Here is a 17,167-nt window from a genome sequence, read left to right as displayed (position 1 = left end):
GAAAGCACATGCAACCGGCAAAGAAAGAAACCCAGAAGCAGTTCGGCATATCCGGGCGCATCTATCTGTCCGCGTTCCTGGCAGGCGCGCTGGTCTTCGGCATCGGTGGCTGGGCGGCGCAGGCCAAGCTCTCGGGTGCCGTCATCGCGCAGGGGCAGGTCGCCGTCTCGCAACAGGTCAAGGTGATCCAGCACCGCGATGGCGGCATCGTCTCTGAGATCCTCGTGCGCAACGGCGATGCGGTGCGCAAGGGCTCGGTGCTCTTCCGCCTCGACGAGACGCAGACGCGCGTCGAGCTAACCATCGTCCAGGGCCAGCTGCAGCAGATGCTGGCGATGATGACCCGCCTCACGGCGGAGCGCGATGGCGCCAAGTCCCTTGATTTCAAGGGCCTCGTCATCCCCGCCCCGCTCCTCGAAAGCGAGACCAAGCTGTTCAGCGAAAATCTGGGCATGCTGACCAACCAGAAGGAGCAGCTGCGACTGCAGATCATTCAGCTGGAGCAGCAGGTGGCCGCCTATCGCGCACAGGCGCAGTCGAACGACGCGGAACAGGAGATCATCGACAAGGAGTTGCAGAAGGCCAACAACCTTCTTGCCAAGGGCCTGATCCAGGTGGCCCAGCAGCGCGATCTCGCCCGGCAGAAGGCCCGCAACGAAGGCGCCAAGGGCGAGCTGATGGCGCGCATGGCCGAGACCGAAAACGAGATCAGCGAGGTTCGCATCAAGCTGCTGTCGCTCGACCAGAACCACCGCAAGGAAGCACAGACGGAGATCGTCGCGCTCGAAGCCAAGGTGGCGGAGCTCAGGGAACGTGAAGTCGCCGCCCGCGACCGGCTGACCCGCATGGAGGTCCGCGCCCCGGTCGACGGCCTGATCTATGACATGCAGATCCACACGATCGGCGGCATTGTCGGCGCTGGCGCGACCGTGATGTCCGTCGTTCCCGATAGCGAGGAGATGAGCGTCGAGATCCAGGTGCCGCCGACGGATATCGACCGCATCGCCCCCGGCCAGCCCGCGCGTATGCGCTTCACCGCCTTCAACCAGCGCACCACGCCGGAATTCCACGGCACCGTCGATGTGGTCGCCGCCGCGACCGCAACCGACCGCGCAACCGGTAGGCCCTACTATCTCGCGACCATCACGCCAGCCGATCTTCTGGCGCTCGGATCGCGCAAATTGATGCCCGGCATGCCTGTCGAGGTCTATGTCCAGACGGAGGAGCGCAGCGCGCTTTCCTACCTCGCCAAACCCTTTACGGATCAGATGATGCGGGCGTTTCGCGAGGAGTGATTGGCTTCCGCGAAACGTATCGGCAGCCGCGGCCCGGAGCGTACCGCCATCGCTCCGGGCCGCGCGCCGTTAACCCTTCGTTAACTATATTGGACCAGCCTTGCCGCTATCGAGGCCTCCCCGGAGGCGCGCTTCCAAGCTAAGTTGAGGTGGTAAGATGCGGCTCGTTACACTGCCCGGAAAGATACTCGCCAAGGCAAACCATACGCTGATCATCATGGGCGACGGCGCGGCGCGCCAGGCCGTCTGCGTGCTTGATGAAGCCCTGAAGGCTGCCAATCGTGTTGATGCGGTGCGCCAGCATCTCGGGCTGATCGAGCGCATCGCCAGCGGCAAGACCGACCGCGGCGAGGTCGCCTTCGACGGCCGCGTCTGGATTACCTCCGCCGATTTGGCCAGCGATCACGGCGGGCGCCTGCACTAGCGGTCGAAGAATTCCTGCCACTGCTTTTCGCCGGCCATGCAATCGCTCTTCGGCGCCGTGGCAGCCTTCTGGATTTCCGGCGAGGGCGTCAGCCCGCTGACTTCGAGGACCAGCTTGCGGCGCACAGCAACGCCGAAATCCTCGATCTTGTAGACCGGCAGCACGAAAGCGCCGGGACCGCCGATGACGCAATCGGCATAATAGTTGTCGAGACCGCCGGGAGCGCCCGAGGGCCGCAGCATCAAGGCCAGTCCGTTGATGATCAAGCCCGCCTCCACGGCCTTGTCGCGCGTCGGGGCAACCGGGCTTCCGGCATTGTTGGTACCGTCGCCTGAGACGTCGATCACCTGCCGCATGGCGGAATAAGGACTGGTGACGATCATCGTCGCCCCCTGCGTGATCGCCGTCGAAATCGAGGTGCGGCGCTGTGTATTCAGCGGCCGTTCCTCCAGCCTGTTGGCAAAGGCGAGCGCATCGTCCTCGTTCTCGATGACATGCCAGTCGATCACCGAGCCAGGCACGACATAGCCCGCCCACTCGAAATAGCTGATGGCGATCCGGCCGGTCAGCCCGCCCTTGACCGCATCGATGAATTCCCTGTGCTTGAGCGCCTCGACATAGCCTTCGCGCTGAATGCGGACCTCCTCGAAATCCATCGACCGGGATGTATCGACGGCAAGTACCAGCTTGACATCGACCTCGTTCGACCCGGCTTGCGCCAGGACAGGCGCGCTTCCCGAAAGACTCATGAGTATCGCGAGCGTCTCAAACATCGGCAATCCAATCACCGGCTATGGAGTCCGGAAAGGATATAGTCCGCCGCTTTCATCTGCCAATGAGGCAGGAAAAGTTTGCGCCTGTGCCAAAGATATGCGCCCGCGCGACGCACGTTTTCCTTGCGTTAAGCACAGATCGAGATCGAATGGCACAATCTCTGATGTACGCCGTTTTCGCTGCATGTCAGGCTTTCTGCACCATATGCGGCAGCTGAACAGCGACCGCAACGGCAACTTCGCGATGATGACCGCGATCGTGTTGCCTGTGCTCATCGGCGGCGCGGGACTTGCGATCGATCTCGGCAACATCATGCTGTCCCAGCGGCAGCTTCAGGAGGCAACCGATTCCGCGGCTCTTGCAGTCGCCACGGCCCTCGCCGACGGCAAGGTCGACGACACCGGCGGAAAAGCGCTCGCCAAGGACTTTGTCAGCGGCCAGATGGCGAACACGGTGAGCGCAGCGGCAGCCTCCGCCATCAAGAGTGCGACGAACACGACAATCACGACAACGACGAGCGGCACTGCCAAATCGTTCACGGTCGCTGTCAGTTCATCGGCGAGCATCACCTTGACACCGCTGATGGGGCTCCTGGCCGGCAATACGCGGACGATCACCGCGTCGAGCAATAGTGCCAGTGGATCGGGCAGCACCAAGAACGGGCTCTCGATGGAGGTGCTTGTCGATGAGTCCGGATCGATGGCGCAGAATACGACAACGGTGAAAAACACACCGTGCCTCATCCCGCTCTTGAACGGCTGCCTGCTTTACGGCCCGCCCGTTTACGTCACCAAGATCGAAGCCCTCAAACAGGCCGCCACCGCACTCTTCGACGCACTGGACAAGTCTGACCCCACCCCCCGATATGTCCGGACAGGGGTGATCTCCTATACGAATGGCATCAAGGGCAAATCGGCAATGGCCTGGGGAACGAGCGACTCCCGGCGCTACGTCACGAACATGACGCTGACGCCGACAGGTGGCACTGATGCGACAACGGCCGTCAACACTGCGACTACTGCGATCAAGAAGAACGGTTATGGGACTGACACCGAGAGTGTCGAACAAATGAAGAAAAACAATGCCAATTCCGATCGGGTCATCATCCTGATGACAGATGGGGAAATGACCGGCAATTCCGACCAGTGGAGCAAAACCCTCGACCAGTCGGTGCGAGACGAATGCGCGGCCGCCAAGAGCGCAGGCATTGTCATTTATACTGTAGCCTTCATGGCGCCCGAGAACGGCAAGAGCCTGCTCAGATACTGTGCCTCGTCATCGGCCAACTACTACGAACCGAACACGATGGACGGGCTGGTGGCCGCTTTCGCCTCGATCGCCGAGACCGCGACCAAATCCGTCAGCCGCCTGACCAACTAGCCCTACGCACGCCGCCGGTCTGTCGAGGACCGCTCGACCCAATCGGCCACCGCCCTGTTGCGCCCCTTGGCCTTGGCGCTCAGCAGCGCGGCATCGGCACGCAGGAGCACATCCGCCGAAGGCATGTCGGCCGTCGTCGAGGCTGCACCGAGGGAAATCGTCACGGCGCCGAGCAGGCGGCCGTGATAGGTGACCGGCGTTGCCGCAATCAGCGTGCGCAGTTTCTCGGCGAGATCGAGCGCGCTGCCTTCGGCACCACCTTCGAGCAGGATCGCGAACTCCTCGCCACCGAAGCGATAGACCGTGCCAGCCTCGCCCACCGTCTCCGACAGGATCGCGGAGACGCGGCGCATCACCTCGTCGCCCGCGTCATGGCCGAACTCGTCGTTGAAGCGCTTGAAGTGATCGATATCCACCATCATGGCGATCACATCGCCCTGTTCGTCTCTGGCGATCCGGTTCAGCGCATCATCCAGCGACCGGCGGTTCAGAAGGCCTGTGAGCCCGTCGCGGATCGCGAGGCTCATCAGCCGGTCGCGCAGCTGCAGATTGGCAACGCCGAGGCCGATATTCTCGGCGATCAGCTCGAAATAGAGACGCGCCGAGGCAATTGCCTGACTGTCCGAAGCGCCTTCGAAATAGAGCAAGCCGACCGTATCGCCCTGCGCCGAGAGCGGAACGCAAATGCCCATCTCATCTGCATGTTCCAGATGCTGGCACGGAATATCGCCGGCAGCGGCATCGCTGACATGCGGACGGCCGCGCCGCAGCGCCCAGCATTCAGCCGATGTCAGCACGGGGCCGGCGCGGCGGGGTTCGCGCCAGCTGCCGATCGAGCTCAGCGCCGTGCGGCTGTCGTTCATGACATAGAGGTGGCCGGCGAAGTCGGGGAAAATCTGCGGCGCGAAGAGCGAGACGACCTCGGCGAGTTCCTCCTGCCGCTGGCAGGCCTGCAGGCGGTGCATCATCTGCAGGATGAGATCCTTGGTGCGCTGGTCTGCCCGGCGCTCGGCATCCAGCCGCTCGCGCTCCAGCCCATTATCGCGAAAAATCTGGATGGCGTCGTTCATCTCGCCGATCTCGTCGCGCCGGTTATCGGTCAAGACCTCGACGGCGTAATCCTGCCGCGCCAGCCGGTTGACGATCCCGGTCATCCGCATCAGCGGCATGGCCACACGCCGCCGCAGCACGAAATAGAGCACGCCGAGGAAAACCGCCGCCGTAAGGCCTAGGAGGCTTTTGGCCACCGCACCCCAGAAGTCGCTCCATTGCTTGGCGTCAGTGAGAGCATCGTTGGTGCGGGTGGCGATGAGGTCAGTCAGCTGGCGAACGCTGGTCAGCAGATCGCTCTGCACCCGCTCGTGTTCGGCGCCGAAAAGCATCTGGCGCGCGCCTTCCTGATCGCCATTCGTATAAGCGGTTATCGCGCGCTCCTCGATCGCATCGAGCGCTTCGCCATCCTGTTCGATCTCCTGGATCAGAGCCATTTCCTGCGGCAGCAAAGCGGCGGCCTTGAAGGATTTCAGCGCCTGCTCGCGATCGCGCTCGCCATTCTCGTCGCCACGGAAGGCCTGGAGATGGCGGTCTTCGCCGCGCATCACAAAGAGACGGGCATCCTCGCTGGTCTGCTCGGCCGCCATGGTCAGCCGCTCGGAGAGCTCGTCCAGCGCCTGGCTTTCGACGACCGCCTGCCGCTCGTGATCGGCGCTGCGCGCCGACAGGATGAAGGCACCGCCTGACAGCAGCGTCAGACCGACCGTCACGCCGTAAGCCCAGTTGGTGATCGTGCTAATCCGCATGTCGAAATCTCGCCTGCACGAAAGTCTGTGTCCTAAATCGTACGTCGATATGTGGACCTTAACGATCGAGCGTTAAATGAGTATTTAATAATAAGCGTGAAGGTTGAGCCACCAAAACGGGAACCGGGCATGGCGATACCACAGCTGCTTCAAGCGCAACAACGCGAAAATGTGGAGCTGGCGCAGCAGAGCGCGGCGCTGACGACGATCGACAGGGCGCTGAAAACCTTGCGCCGGCACCTGAAGATGGATGTCGCCTTCGTCTCGCGCTTCATGCCCGACCACCGTCTCTTCCGGAACGTCGATAGCGCCGCCTATCCTTCGCCGCTTCAGGCGGGCGACCTTCTGCCGCTCCATGACGGCTATTGCTACAAGGTGGTGACCGGCCAGCTGCCGCGGCTCATTCCCGATACGTCGCTCTGCCCGGAAGCGATGGAGATCCCAGCGACGCATCAAATGCCGATCGGCGCCCATGTCAGCGTGCCGCTGCTGCTTCATGACGGACGTATCTACGGAACGCTCTGCTGCTTTTCGAAACATGCCGATCCGACGCTGAACGAGCGCGACCTCGAGATCATGAATGCCTTCGCCGAGCTCATCGCCAGCCAGATCAGCGATGAGATCCGCCACAATCTCGATTTCTCGGAGCGCCTGCTGCGCATCACCGAGGCGCTGGCGCTGCGCGAGCCGGCGATCGTCTTCCAGCCGATCTTCGCCATGGCCGACCGCCAGATCGTCGGGCTCGAGGCGCTGGCGCGCTTCGGCGGCGAACCGAAACGCTCGCCGGATATCTGGATCTCGGAAGCGGCCGATGTCGGCATGCGCTCGCGCGTCGAGCGCCAGGCGATCGAGAACGCCATCGACGAGTTCACGACCATCGGCGATGACACGATCTCGCTGTCGCTCAACGTCTCGGCGGCGACCATCGTCGACAGTTCGCTCGATATCGTGCTGCGCCATCTGCCGCTGGACCGGGTCATTCTCGAAGTCACCGAACACGAGAAAATCTACGATTACCAGCAACTCGCCGCCGCCCTCCATCCCCTGCGCGAACGCGGGGTCCGCATCGCCATCGACGATGCCGGATCGGGCTATGCCAGCATGCGCCACGTCCTGAACATCCGGCCTGACATCATCAAGTTCGACATCAGCCTGACCAAGGATATCGAGACCGACAGCGTCAAGCGGGCGCTGGCCCATGCGCTGGTGACCTTCGCCCATCATACCGGCAGCCTTGTCGTCGGTGAGGGTGTCGAGACGGCATCGGAGTTGCGCACGCTCGGCGATCTCGGTGTCGATCTCGTCCAGGGCTATCATCTCGGCCGTCCCGTCGCCGCCGATCTGGTGCGCCAGCATCTGATGGCGAACTGACGGTCGATCGTCAGCCGCGCACAGCACTTGCAAATTTCGGATTGCGGATCGCCCAGCTGACGAGATCGACCTCGATATCGTCGAACCATGCCTCCAGTACCTGCCAGCGATAGCTCATCTCATCGATGAGGGGACGCTGGAGCTCGTGATAGGCATTGGTAAGCTCGGCGATCGCCGCAGTGTCGATCGGTTCTTCGCGGGACTTTTCCTGGAGGGTTTCGAGATATTCGGCCTGGTTCTGATCATGCGCGCGCTTGACCTGCATGTAGGTGCGCAGCGTCACGAGAACTTGGTCTTTGTTGGCCATGAGTCGAATCCCGTTTGGAATCCGAATACCGCGAACCGCATATTCGCGCCAACGAAAAAACCGGATCGCTAATATTTGTGATCACACAAAAAGGGCGGCCACCGGCCGCCCTTTGCATGCTTAAACTCTTGCCGGATCAGGCGGCGCTGCGCTTCGGCAGCTTCCAGCCCGGGCGGATGAAATGGCAGGTATAGCCATTCGGGATCCGCTCCAGATAATCCTGATGCTCCGGCTCGGCTTCCCAGAAGTCGCTGACAGCAGTCACCTCGGTCACCACCTTGCCCGGCCACAGACCGGAGGCATCGACATCGGCGATCGTATCTTCGGCTATGCGCTTCTGCTCGTCGCTCGTGTAGAAGATCGCCGAGCGGTAGCTCGGGCCGCGGTCGTTGCCCTGGCGGTCCTTCGTCGATGGATCGTGGATCTGGAAGAAAAATTCCAAAAGCTCGCGATAGCTGATCTTGGCCGGATCGAAGATGATTTCGATCGCTTCGGCATGGTTGCCGTGGTTGCGATAGGTCGCATTCGCCACCTCGCCGCCGCTATAGCCGACGCGGGTCGAGATAACGCCGTTGTAACGGCGAATGAGGTCCTGCATGCCCCAGAAGCAACCGCCTGCGAGAACTGCGCGTTCCGTCGTCATTGAACTTCCTCCACCTGATCGAGATAGGCACCATAACCTTCTGCTTCCATGCTGTCGCGATGGACGAAGCGGAGCGATGCCGAGTTGATGCAATAGCGCAGGCCGCCGCGATCGCGCGGGCCATCGGGGAAGACGTGCCCGAGATGGCTGTCGCCGTGGCTGGAGCGCACTTCGGTGCGAACCATGCCGTGCGAGACGTCGGTCAGCTCGGCGACATTGGCGGGCTCGACCGGCTTCGTGAAGCTCGGCCAGCCGCAACCGGATTCATACTTGTCAGACGAGGCAAAGAGCGGCTCGCCGGACACGATGTCGACGTAGATTCCAGGCGCCTTGTTATCCAGATATTCGCCGGTTCCCGGCCGTTCCGTGCCGGACTGCTGGGTCACGCGGTACTGCTCCGGCGTCAGCTTGGCGATGGCGTCGGCACTCTTTTCGTAGTGCTGCATGTTTGTTCTCCTAGCGATCGATTGCCCTCCCGCGCGAAGCGTTGACGGCTTTTGCGCCGAAGCTGCGCGGGCGGATCGTTGAGCGTTATATAGGCATCCGAATGGCGAATTGTCAGGTCGCATCGGAGCGAAACTTCCGCTCTTCACACTATACGTGAACGGCCGGGCGTTTGTTACAAACGCTGCCAGCCCTAGTTCCTGAAGACAAGGCAAGTGCCGTTGTTCTTGCGGATTTCCGCACAGGTCTGATCGGCCTCGGCGCGCGTCTGCCTGGCGATGCGGCTCACATAGCGGGGACGGAAGCCGAAGCTGCGGTCGCGCTGGCGCAGGATCAGCGGCTGCTCCGCATTCAGCGGTTCCGGCAGGCGCTCGATTGCCGCCAGGAACAGCCGCCTGGCCATGTCCGGATTGGCGTGAGCCGCCAGCTGCACGCCCCATGGCGCCCAGGTGCCCTCGTTCTGCCAGGGCGTTTCGCGCAGCTTGCGGCGTTCGGCAAGCGCCACGCAGCTGTCGATGAAGCTCTTGTCCTTGTCGAGCGCAGGTGCTGCGATCTCCGGCGCGTCGGATTTCCAGACATCGACGCTGTAGGCGGTGATGGCCATGACGTAGCTGCGCGTCTCGAAAGGCAGGCCACCGCCGGAGAGATAGTTCGACAGGCCGTTCTCACCGGCATTGTAGGCGGCGGCCGCCAGCCCGAGATTGCCGAAGCGGCCGCGCAGCTCATCCAGATACTCCGCAGACTTCTGCAGCGCTTCCAGCACATCGTAGCTATTCTGCAGCCCGCGCAGCTTCGCCGTTCCCGGCATGAACTGGGCAATGCCTTCGGCGCCTTTGTAACTCAGCGCGTCGGCGCGAAACCGGCTCTCGCGCCAGATCAGCCGCGCAAAGAAATCCGGCGGCAGCCGGTAATCGGCAGCCGACCGCTCGATGGCGTTGCAGAGATCGCGGTTGAAGCTGTCCTTGCGGATACAGAGCGTCTCGCCCGTTCCGGACGCCGAGCGGGTGTAGAGGCACCCGGCAGGCGCCGGTCCTTCCGGCTCGCCCGCTGAGAAAGCGGAGGGGGCCGACGACCATGCAGCGAGAACCGCTGCGAAGAGCGCCAACCAACGCGGTGATGACTGCCTTACTGCCTTCATCTGGTTCCGGCACCGCCAAGCAGCGCCGCCATCATATGGCTAATCTAGCCATACGAGATGCTTTGACGCCTCCCGTCAAGAGCAGGACCGGCGCCGACATCTGCCAGCGCCGGTCCTTCGATCAGGCGGCGCGGACCTTGCGGCCGCCGCGTGCCCATTCGGGCAACCATTCGCCATGGGCAACGAGGAGATCGTCGACCAGCGACCAGATCTGGTCGAGATCGAGCTCGGCCGCCGTATGCGGGTCCATCATCGCGGCATGGTAGATATGCTCGCGATTTTCCGTCATCAGCGCCTGGACGGTCAGTTCCTGGACGTTGATGTTGGTGCGCATGAGCGCCGTCAGCTGCGGCGGCAGGGCGCCGATATAGGTCGGCTGGATGCCTGAGGCATCGACGAGGCAGGGCACCTCGGCGGCGCAATTTTCCGGCAGCGAGGTGATGCAGCCATTGTTTCGGACGTTGCCGTAGATGACCGAGGGTTCGCCCGTCCACACCGAGTTGATGATCGAGGAAGCGTATTCCTTCGACTGCTTGACCTCGATCGTATTGGCCGAGCGGTAGGTTTCCGCCTGGCCCTTCCAGCGCTCGATCTGCTCGATGCAGCGCTTCGGATATTCGTCGAGCGGGATGCCGAATTTCTCGATCAGGTCCTCGCGGCCTTCCTTGATGAAATAGGGCGTGTATTCGGCGAAATGCTCCGAGCTCTCGGTGACGAAATAGCCGAGGCGGGTCAGCATTTCATAGCGCACCTTGTTCGGGCAGCGCGGGTTCCAGCCGGGCTTCGGCGCCCGGCCTTCGCGGTAGCCACGCACCAGATCCGGATAGAGATCCCGGTAGGAACCATCGGGCTGGCGATGCTCGAACTTCAGGTAGAAGGCCATGTGGTTGATGCCGGCCGAGCGGTAGCGGATTTCCTCGTAGGGAATGTCGAGGTCGTGGGCGAGCTCCATCGCCGTGCCCTGCACCGAGTGGCAGAGGCCGACCTGCTTGATCGTGGGATACTTCTCCGAGATCGCCCAGGTATTGATCGCCATCGGGTTGACGTATTGCAGCATGATCGCCTCGGGGCAGACGGCGAGCATGTCCTCGCAGATCTTCCAGAGATGCGGCACGGTGCGCAACCCGCGCATGATGCCGCCGACGCCCAGCGTATCGGCGATCGTCTGGCGCAGGCCGTATTTCTTCGGCACCTCGAAATCGGTCACCGTGCAGGGCTCATAGCCGCCGATCTGGAAGGCGACGACGACGAAATTGGCACCCGCCAGCGCCTTGCGCTGATCCGAATAGGTTTCGGCCTTGGCGCTGACGCCCAGCGTCGAGATCAGCTTGTTGACGACGATGGCGCTTTCTTCGAGACGCTGCGGATTGATGTCCATCAGCGCGATCGTGGCGCCCGACAGCGCCGGGCGCTGCAGGATGTCGCCGACGATGTTCTTCATGAAAACGGTGGAGCCAGCTCCGATGAATGTAATTCTGGGATTTGCCATATAAACCTCCGGCAGATGCAAATCAGGCTACCTCGAAAGCGGCTTTGACGAGCCGTTCGGTGTAGGCGGTCTTGGGATTGGTGAGAACTTCGTTGACGGGACCCTCTTCCATGATCTTGCCATGCTGCATGACGATCACGCGGTGGCAGAGGGCGCGCACGACTTTGAGATCATGCGAAATGAACAGGTAGCTGAGGCCGCGCTCATCCTGCAGCTTGCGCAGCAGCTCGATGATCTGCGCCTGGACGGAGAGATCGAGCGCCGAGGTCGGCTCGTCGAGCAGGATGAACTCCGGCTCAAGGGCGATGGCGCGGGCAATTGCGATGCGCTGGCGCTGGCCGCCCGAGAACTCGTGCGGGAAGCGCGACAGGATATTGCCCGGCATGCCGGCCGCCGAAAGCGCGTCGCGCACGCGGTCGAGACGCTCCGCCTTGGTGGCGCCGAGCCGATTGACGACGAGCCCCTCCTCGATGATCTGGCCGATTGTCATGCGCGGATTGAGCGACGAGAACGGATCCTGGAAAACGATCTGCATGCGCGAGCGCAGCGGCCGCATTTCGGAGCGCGACTTGCCGTGGATCGGCTGCCGGTCGAAATAGATCTCGCCGGTATCGGGGTCGTTGAGGCGCACCAGCGCCTGCCCGAAAGTCGTCTTTCCCGAACCGGACTCGCCGACGAGGCCCAGCGTCTCGTGCCGGCGCAGCGTCAGATTGAGGCTGTCGACGGCGACCAGTTCCTTCAGCTCCGGTTTGAAGAAGCCGCCATGGCGCATCATGAAGGAGACGCGCACGCCGCGCGCATCGAGAATGATGTCCGATCCCTCGGGCAGCGGATTGGCCTGACCGCGCGGCTCCGAGGCCAAGAGATGCTTGGTATAGGGATGCTGCGGATTGGCGAAGAGCTGCTCGGTCGTGTTGTGCTCGCGCATTTCCCCGTGCTGCATCACATAGACGTAGTCGGAAAACTGGCGAACGACCGTCAGGTCGTGGGTGATGAGGATCACCGCCATCCGCAATTCCTTCTGCAGGTTGCGAATGAGATTGAGGATCTGCGCCTGGACGGTGACGTCGAGCGCCGTCGTCGGCTCGTCGGCGATCAGCACATCCGGATTGTTGGAAAGCGCCATGGCGATCATCACGCGCTGGCGCTGGCCGCCGGAGAGCTGGTGCGGATACTGCTTCAGCCGCGCTTCCGGATCAGGAATCTGCACCTGCTTCAGGAGATCCAGCGCCCTCGCCTCGGCCTGCTTGCGGCTGACCTTGTTGTGGACGCGGATCGCTTCGACGATCTGGCTGCCGATTGTATAGATCGGGTTCAGCGAGCTCATCGGCTCCTGGAAAATCATCGAGATCCGGTTGCCGCGCAGCTTGCGGCGCGCCGGCTCGGAGAATTTCAGGATATTCTTGCCTTCATACTCGACGGTCGATTTCGGCGAGGTCACGGCACGCTTCGACAAGAGCCCCATGACGGTACGCGCCGTCACCGACTTGCCGGAGCCGGACTCGCCGACGATGGCGATCGTCTCGCCGCGATAGAGCTGGAAGGAGATATCCTTCACCGCTTCGACAAGACCGTGCTCGACCTTGAAATTCACGCCGATATTGCGGGCGTCGATGATCGGGCTTTCCTTGCGGCCGTCATGGTCGTGACGGACGGGCGGAGCAAAGGAACTGACAAGAGCAAGAGCCATCTTCATCACCTCAGTAAGGATCGACCGCATCGCGCAGACCGTCGCCCAGCGCATTGAAGGCGAAGACGGTGACGAGCACGAAGCCGACGGGGGCGAGAATCCACGGATAAGTCCCGATGACGGAATAGTTCGCCGTATCCTGCAGCATCAGCCCCCAGGAGATCAGCGGCGGCTTCACGGCAAAGCCGAGGAAGCCAAGGAAGGATTCGAGCAGAACGACGCTCGGGATATGCAGCGTCACCGCCACGATCACATGGCTCATGACATTCGGCAGGATGTGCTGGAAGATGATGCGCCGGTCGGTCGCTCCAACCGCCATTGCGGCGCGCACATAGTCGATGCGCGCGAGCGCCAGCGTCTTGCCGCGCACCTCGCGTGACATCTGCGCCCAGCCGAGCGCCGACATGACGAAGATCACGAAGGCGAGAAAGATGTTGGTCGGCGCGGTGATCGGGATCAGCGAGGTCAGCGCCAGGTAGAGCGGCAGCTGCGGGAAGGCAAGCACCAATTCGACGAAGCGCTGCACCCAGACGTCGAACGAACCGCCGAAATAGCCGGAGACCATGCCGACGGTCGTGCCGACGATGGTGACGATGAAGACGACGGTGAGCGCGATCATCAGCGAGATGCGCGAGCCGACGATGGCGCGGGAGAGAACGTCACGGCCGAACTTGTCGGTGCCGAGGAAATGCACCGGCTGGCCATCGACCGAGCCGAAGAAGTGGCGGTCGGCGGGGATCAGGCCGAGCAGCCTATATTCCGCACCCTTGACGAAGAAGCCGAGCACCCGCGGATTGTCATAATCAGGTCCGACGATCGGCTGGAAGGTGACGGGGTCGAGCTCCTCGGAATCGGCGAGCGCATAGACGCGCGGCCAGACGAGATTGCCGTCCTTGTCATGGATGCTCATGACCTGCGGCGGCGCAAAGCCGACATCGGTTGCCTTCGGATCAAGCGGCGCGAAGAAATCGGCGAAGACCGCCATGATCAGCAGCAGCCCGACGAGGATCAGCCCCATCATGCCGGTCCAGGAGCGGCGCAGGCGGCGCCAGACGAGAGCGAGATAGCTCTCATTGCCGTGGGCGGTCGCCTTGACGTTTTCTTCGTGCGGAGGCGGCGGAGAGGAATCGAATGCCAGCATCTCAGGCACCTCCATATTGGCGGACGCGCGGGTCGAGCATGGCAAGCAGCATGTCGGCGATGATGTTGCCGACAATCAGCGTGGCCGAGAGCACCAGCATGAAGGTGGCGGTGACATAGACGTCGCCGATCGCCATCGAGCCGACGATGGCCGGGCCGACGGTCGGCAGGGCGAAGATGATCGCCGTCTCGATTTCGCCGGTCAGCATGTAGGGCAGGACGACACCCTGATACATGACCAGCGGATGCAGCGCATTGGGAACCGCATGGCGCATGACGACGGCACTGCCAGAGAGACCCTTGGCGCGGGCCGTCTCGACATATTGCGCATTCAGCGTATCTAGCAGATTGCCGCGCATGACGCGCATGTTGTAGGCGAGCCCGCCGAAGGTGGCGATCGCGACCACCGGCCAGACATGGCTGACGAGATCGACGAATTTAGCCCAGGACCACGGCGCCCCGCCATATTGCGGCGAGAAGAAGCTGCCGATTTCGCTGACATTGAACTGGAAGACCAGCAGATAGACGATGATCAGCGCCATGAGGAAGCGCGGCACCGTCATGCCCAGAAACGAGATGCCCGAAAGCAGGCTGTCGATCCAGGTGTACTGGCGCGTTGCCGCCCAGATGCCGAAGGTTATGCCGAGGATCGATGCAAAGATATGGCAGACCAGTGCCAGGGCCAGCGTGCGCGGCAGGCGCTCGCCGACGACATCGGCAACCGGCTTGTTGTAGAACATACTGTAGCCGAAATCGCCTTCGGTGATGATGCCCTTCATCCAGTTGAAATACTGGACGACCATCGGCTTATCGAGGCCATGCTCGACACGGTAGGCCTGTGCCTGTTCCTCGGCCTGCGCGAAGGACGCGCCACTCTGGTTGATCAGCTGCGAGCGGATGTAATCGGCATAGTCGCCGGGCGGCGCCTGGATGATCGCGAAAGTCACCACGCTCAGAATGAAGAGGACGGGGATCGCCGAGGCGATGCGCATGAGCAGGAATCGTAGCATCGGACGGTTCGCTTCTCCTTGCCGCCAGTCGCTCGTCTAGCGCGGCCGGCTTGTTGATTATGCCCGGCCGCGCGCAGCACGCGCGGCCGGAAGCTCATTCGGTTGGGAGGGAGCTCTTAGTTGATCGGACCCTTGTCTCCGGGCTTGCCGGGCAGCTGTTCGGGGAACAGCTCGTACTTGCCCTGCTTGTCGGCAGCGACCCACAGACGCTCGCGGATAACGGAGTCTTCAGCCCAGTTGAACATGAAGATCGGCGTACCCTGCGGGACGTTCGAGAAGCGCTTGTTGACGATCAGCGCGCCCGGATATTCCGTGAGGCCGACGGTATCGACATGCTCGGTCGCGGTCTTCTGATACTGCTTCATCAGGTTGACGCGCTCGTCATTGTCCTGCGTCGTGCGGAACTTGTTGACGATGTCGGCAAGCTCCTTTTCGTAGGGCAGAAGATCGAGCTGATCATCCTTGCCGGCGCGGTGATGCCAGCTGGTGCGCGGACCGACGGCTGCGAGCTGTTCGGTATTCTGCACCACGGATGCGAGTTCCGTCGCGTTGCGCTGGATCAGCCAGTCGAACTGGCCGGCATAGTGGGCATTATCGCGCTTCGGACCATCGAGCGCATTGATGATGACCTTGATGCCGAGCTTTTCCATCTGGCCGACGACGCCTTCCGCAAGGCTTTTGTCGGTGGCGTAGCCGTTGTTGACGAGCAGCACGACCTCGACATCCTTGCCGCCGGCAGTCCCGGCCGGGAAGTTCACGAAGCCGTCACCGTCGGTATCCTTGAGGCCGACCTTGGCGAGCAGCGCCTTGGCGCCTGCCAGATCAAAGGGATAGTAGACCGTCGAGTTGCGATCGTAGAAGCTCGTGCCCGAAGACAGGCCACCCGGATAGATCGCCGTGAACGGACCCTTGACGAGGGAGTCGCCGATCGCCTTGCGGTCGACCGCCATGGTGACGGCCTTGCGGAAGTCCTCGTTGCGGTTGAGATTGCGGATCGCCTCGCCGCGCTCGTCCGGGTCACCCCAGCCGTTGGCGGAGAGGTTCATGCGCATGTTGTAGCCGATCAGGCGTGGGCCGAAGGCGAGACGCGCCGGAGCGGTCTTTTCGGCAGCGCGCTTCAGCGACGCCACGAAGTTTTCCGGCTGCTCGAGGTTCGAGAAGTCACCGGAGCCGGCAACAGCCTGAACGTCGCGGTCTGCCCAGGTCGAGAGCTTGTAGTGCAGCTCGTTGAGGTAAGGCAGCTGGTTGCCCTTCTCGTCGACCTTCCAGTAGTAGGGGTTACGGCGCATGACGATGATATCGTCAGGACGGTATTCGACCGGCACCCAGGCGCCCATGACCGGCATGTTCATGAACTCCGGCGGGAAGGCGTTTTTGAACTGGTCGTAGGTATTCTTCGAATATTTCGGATGCTGCGGCTTCAGGATATGCGACGGACCGGGGCAGAAGTTCGGGTAGGCCATCGTATAGAGATACTGCTTCGGGAAGGCATCCTTGAAGGTCCATTCGACCGTGTAGTCGTCGATCTTCTTGAGCGTCGTTCCCTCACCGAAGGCCTCAGGCGAAGCGCCGCCGCCAAGCGGCGAAACGTTCGGGTCGATGACCTCGTCTTCCCAGTAGAACATGATGTCGTCGGCGTTGAACGGCGCGCCATCCGACCATTTCGCACCTTCGATCAGATGCATGGTCAGCTTGTGACCGTCGGCAGACCATTCCCAACCCTTGGCTAGGTTCGGAAGCGGCTCGGTGTCCTTGGCTTCGACCTGGAAGAGCGGCGCGGTGCGCGTCAGGCATTCGGAGAGGCCGATATCGATGCCGCCCCAGCCCTGCGTCTGGCCGGCGCCATAGTTCCAGCCTTCCGGACGGCCGCCGATAACATGGCGCATCGTGTCGCCATAGACGCCGATACCGTCAGGCATGTTGCCGGTCTTGAAAACCAGCGGCTCCTTGGGAAGGCGATCCTTGACCGGCGGCAGCTTGCCGGTGTCGACGAAATTCTTCTTCACCCAATCGGGCTCGTTATACGAAGGAAGCGCCTTGAACTCCTCAATGGAGTCGCGGGACACATACTTGATCTTGCCTTCCGCCGGAAACTGCGGTGGCGCAGGCGGCGTTGTCGGCTCGGAAGCGTAGGCATTCAAGGCAGCAACTGAAACGCCGAGCGCCAGCCCTGCCAGGATGCCGATCTTGCGGAAATTCGTCATCGTCTCTCCCTCTTGTTCCGGAGCGCTTGCACGCGTCTCCGCTTCTCCTCAAAGAATGA

The 17,167-nt window shown here is 62.2% G+C and carries 15 protein-coding genes; 4 read left to right on the top strand and 11 right to left on the bottom strand.

Annotated elements, in window-relative coordinates; translation table 11 throughout:
• The first annotated feature begins 8 nt into the window (after nt 1-8).
• Entirely contained in the window at nt 9-1,295 is a 1,287-nt protein-coding gene (locus tag ACODR6_RS05965) for an HlyD family type I secretion periplasmic adaptor subunit (RefSeq protein WP_489021456.1), read from the top strand.
• Between the two features lie 157 nt (nt 1,296-1,452).
• The gene (locus ACODR6_RS05960) at nt 1,453-1,719 is read left to right on the top strand and encodes a hypothetical protein (protein WP_489021454.1); all 267 of its coding nucleotides are present in this window, start codon (nt 1,453-1,455) and stop codon (nt 1,717-1,719) included.
• On the opposite strand, the gene ACODR6_RS05955 is transcribed toward ACODR6_RS05960, so the two are convergent.
• Nucleotides 1,716-2,492: a DUF1194 domain-containing protein gene (locus ACODR6_RS05955; protein WP_489021452.1), complete on the bottom strand. Its 777-nt coding sequence runs from the start codon at nt 2,490-2,492 to the stop codon at nt 1,716-1,718. The genes ACODR6_RS05960 and ACODR6_RS05955 overlap by 4 nt on opposite strands.
• Here ACODR6_RS05955 and ACODR6_RS05950 point away from each other — a divergent pair.
• Nucleotides 2,467-3,873 carry a vWA domain-containing protein gene (locus tag ACODR6_RS05950; protein ID WP_489021450.1) on the top strand — a complete coding sequence of 469 codons (1,407 nt, stop codon included), beginning with the start codon at nt 2,467-2,469 and terminating at the stop codon, nt 3,871-3,873. The two genes, ACODR6_RS05955 and ACODR6_RS05950, sit on opposite strands and share 26 nt — an antisense overlap.
• A 2-nt stretch (nt 3,874-3,875) precedes the next feature.
• Here ACODR6_RS05950 and ACODR6_RS05945 read toward each other — a convergent pair whose 3' ends face one another.
• Nucleotides 3,876-5,672, bottom strand: coding sequence for a diguanylate cyclase (locus ACODR6_RS05945; protein WP_489021448.1), 1,797 nt, complete (start codon nt 5,670-5,672; stop codon nt 3,876-3,878).
• Nucleotides 5,673-5,801: 129 nt separating this feature from the next.
• Between ACODR6_RS05945 and ACODR6_RS05940 the strand changes: the two genes are divergently transcribed.
• On the top strand, nt 5,802-7,043 hold the full coding sequence (locus tag ACODR6_RS05940; protein WP_199625835.1) for a sensor domain-containing phosphodiesterase: 1,242 nt from the start codon (nt 5,802-5,804) through the stop codon (nt 7,041-7,043).
• 10 nt (nt 7,044-7,053) lie between these two features.
• Here the strand turns inward: ACODR6_RS05940 and ACODR6_RS05935 are convergent, their stop codons facing one another.
• The 9 genes from ACODR6_RS05935 to ACODR6_RS05895 form a co-directional block, all read right to left on the bottom strand.
• Complete coding sequence (locus ACODR6_RS05935) at nt 7,054-7,350, bottom strand: hypothetical protein (protein ID WP_203430431.1); 297 nt, start codon at nt 7,348-7,350, stop codon at nt 7,054-7,056.
• Between the two features lie 136 nt (nt 7,351-7,486).
• Nucleotides 7,487-7,993, bottom strand: coding sequence for a peptide-methionine (S)-S-oxide reductase MsrA (gene msrA, locus ACODR6_RS05930; RefSeq protein WP_203430430.1), 507 nt, complete (start codon nt 7,991-7,993; stop codon nt 7,487-7,489).
• A complete protein-coding gene (msrB, locus tag ACODR6_RS05925) occupies nt 7,990-8,439 on the bottom strand; it encodes a peptide-methionine (R)-S-oxide reductase MsrB (protein ID WP_489021444.1) in 450 nt (149 codons plus the stop codon). The genes msrA and msrB overlap by 4 nt, the downstream gene beginning before the upstream one ends.
• A 191-nt stretch (nt 8,440-8,630) precedes the next feature.
• A complete protein-coding gene (locus ACODR6_RS05920; RefSeq protein ID WP_489021442.1) occupies nt 8,631-9,575 on the bottom strand; it encodes a lytic transglycosylase domain-containing protein in 945 nt (314 codons plus the stop codon).
• Between the two features lie 121 nt (nt 9,576-9,696).
• A complete protein-coding gene (locus tag ACODR6_RS05915; RefSeq protein WP_199625832.1) occupies nt 9,697-11,064 on the bottom strand; it encodes an alpha-glucosidase/alpha-galactosidase in 1,368 nt (455 codons plus the stop codon).
• A 22-nt stretch (nt 11,065-11,086) separates the two neighbouring features.
• Nucleotides 11,087-12,754, bottom strand: coding sequence for an ABC transporter ATP-binding protein (locus ACODR6_RS05910; RefSeq protein WP_489021440.1), 1,668 nt, complete (start codon nt 12,752-12,754; stop codon nt 11,087-11,089).
• A gap of 10 nt (nt 12,755-12,764) precedes the next feature.
• A complete protein-coding gene (locus ACODR6_RS05905) occupies nt 12,765-13,895 on the bottom strand; it encodes an ABC transporter permease (RefSeq protein WP_489021438.1) in 1,131 nt (376 codons plus the stop codon).
• Between the two features lies 1 nt (nt 13,896).
• Entirely contained in the window at nt 13,897-14,904 is a 1,008-nt protein-coding gene (locus ACODR6_RS05900) for an ABC transporter permease (protein WP_112718612.1), read from the bottom strand.
• Nucleotides 14,905-15,020: 116 nt separating this feature from the next.
• Nucleotides 15,021-17,108 (bottom strand): ABC transporter substrate-binding protein, encoded by a 2,088-nt coding sequence (locus tag ACODR6_RS05895; protein ID WP_199625829.1) that lies wholly within the window; start codon nt 17,106-17,108, stop codon nt 15,021-15,023.
• Nucleotides 17,109-17,167: the final 59 nt, after the last annotated feature.

Source organism: Rhizobium sp. FG96, assembly GCF_057808655.1.
This window is presented reverse-complemented; position numbering and strand designations above follow the sequence as displayed.

Bases quoted from the DNA above. Each gene is read 5' to 3' on its own strand.
- ACODR6_RS05960 (WP_489021454.1), top strand. From the start codon at position 1,453: ATGCGGCTCGTTACACTGCCCGGAAAGATACTCGCCAAGGCAAACCAT.
- ACODR6_RS05915 (WP_199625832.1), bottom strand. From the start codon at position 11,064: ATGGCAAATCCCAGAATTACATTCATCGGAGCTGGCTCCACCGTTTTC.
- msrA (WP_203430430.1), bottom strand. From the start codon at position 7,993: ATGACGACGGAACGCGCAGTTCTCGCAGGCGGTTGCTTCTGGGGCATG.
- ACODR6_RS05920 (WP_489021442.1), bottom strand. From the start codon at position 9,575: ATGAAGGCAGTAAGGCAGTCATCACCGCGTTGGTTGGCGCTCTTCGCA.
- ACODR6_RS05955 (WP_489021452.1), bottom strand. From the start codon at position 2,492: ATGTTTGAGACGCTCGCGATACTCATGAGTCTTTCGGGAAGCGCGCCT.
- ACODR6_RS05910 (WP_489021440.1), bottom strand. From the start codon at position 12,754: ATGGCTCTTGCTCTTGTCAGTTCCTTTGCTCCGCCCGTCCGTCACGAC.
- ACODR6_RS05900 (WP_112718612.1), bottom strand. From the start codon at position 14,904: ATGCTACGATTCCTGCTCATGCGCATCGCCTCGGCGATCCCCGTCCTC.
- ACODR6_RS05895 (WP_199625829.1), bottom strand. From the start codon at position 17,108: ATGACGAATTTCCGCAAGATCGGCATCCTGGCAGGGCTGGCGCTCGGC.
- ACODR6_RS05950 (WP_489021450.1), top strand. From the start codon at position 2,467: ATGAGTATCGCGAGCGTCTCAAACATCGGCAATCCAATCACCGGCTAT.
- ACODR6_RS05940 (WP_199625835.1), top strand. From the start codon at position 5,802: ATGGCGATACCACAGCTGCTTCAAGCGCAACAACGCGAAAATGTGGAG.
- ACODR6_RS05905 (WP_489021438.1), bottom strand. From the start codon at position 13,895: ATGCTGGCATTCGATTCCTCTCCGCCGCCTCCGCACGAAGAAAACGTC.
- ACODR6_RS05965 (WP_489021456.1), top strand. From the start codon at position 9: ATGCAACCGGCAAAGAAAGAAACCCAGAAGCAGTTCGGCATATCCGGG.
- ACODR6_RS05945 (WP_489021448.1), bottom strand. From the start codon at position 5,672: ATGCGGATTAGCACGATCACCAACTGGGCTTACGGCGTGACGGTCGGT.
- ACODR6_RS05935 (WP_203430431.1), bottom strand. From the start codon at position 7,350: ATGGCCAACAAAGACCAAGTTCTCGTGACGCTGCGCACCTACATGCAG.
- msrB (WP_489021444.1), bottom strand. From the start codon at position 8,439: ATGCAGCACTACGAAAAGAGTGCCGACGCCATCGCCAAGCTGACGCCG.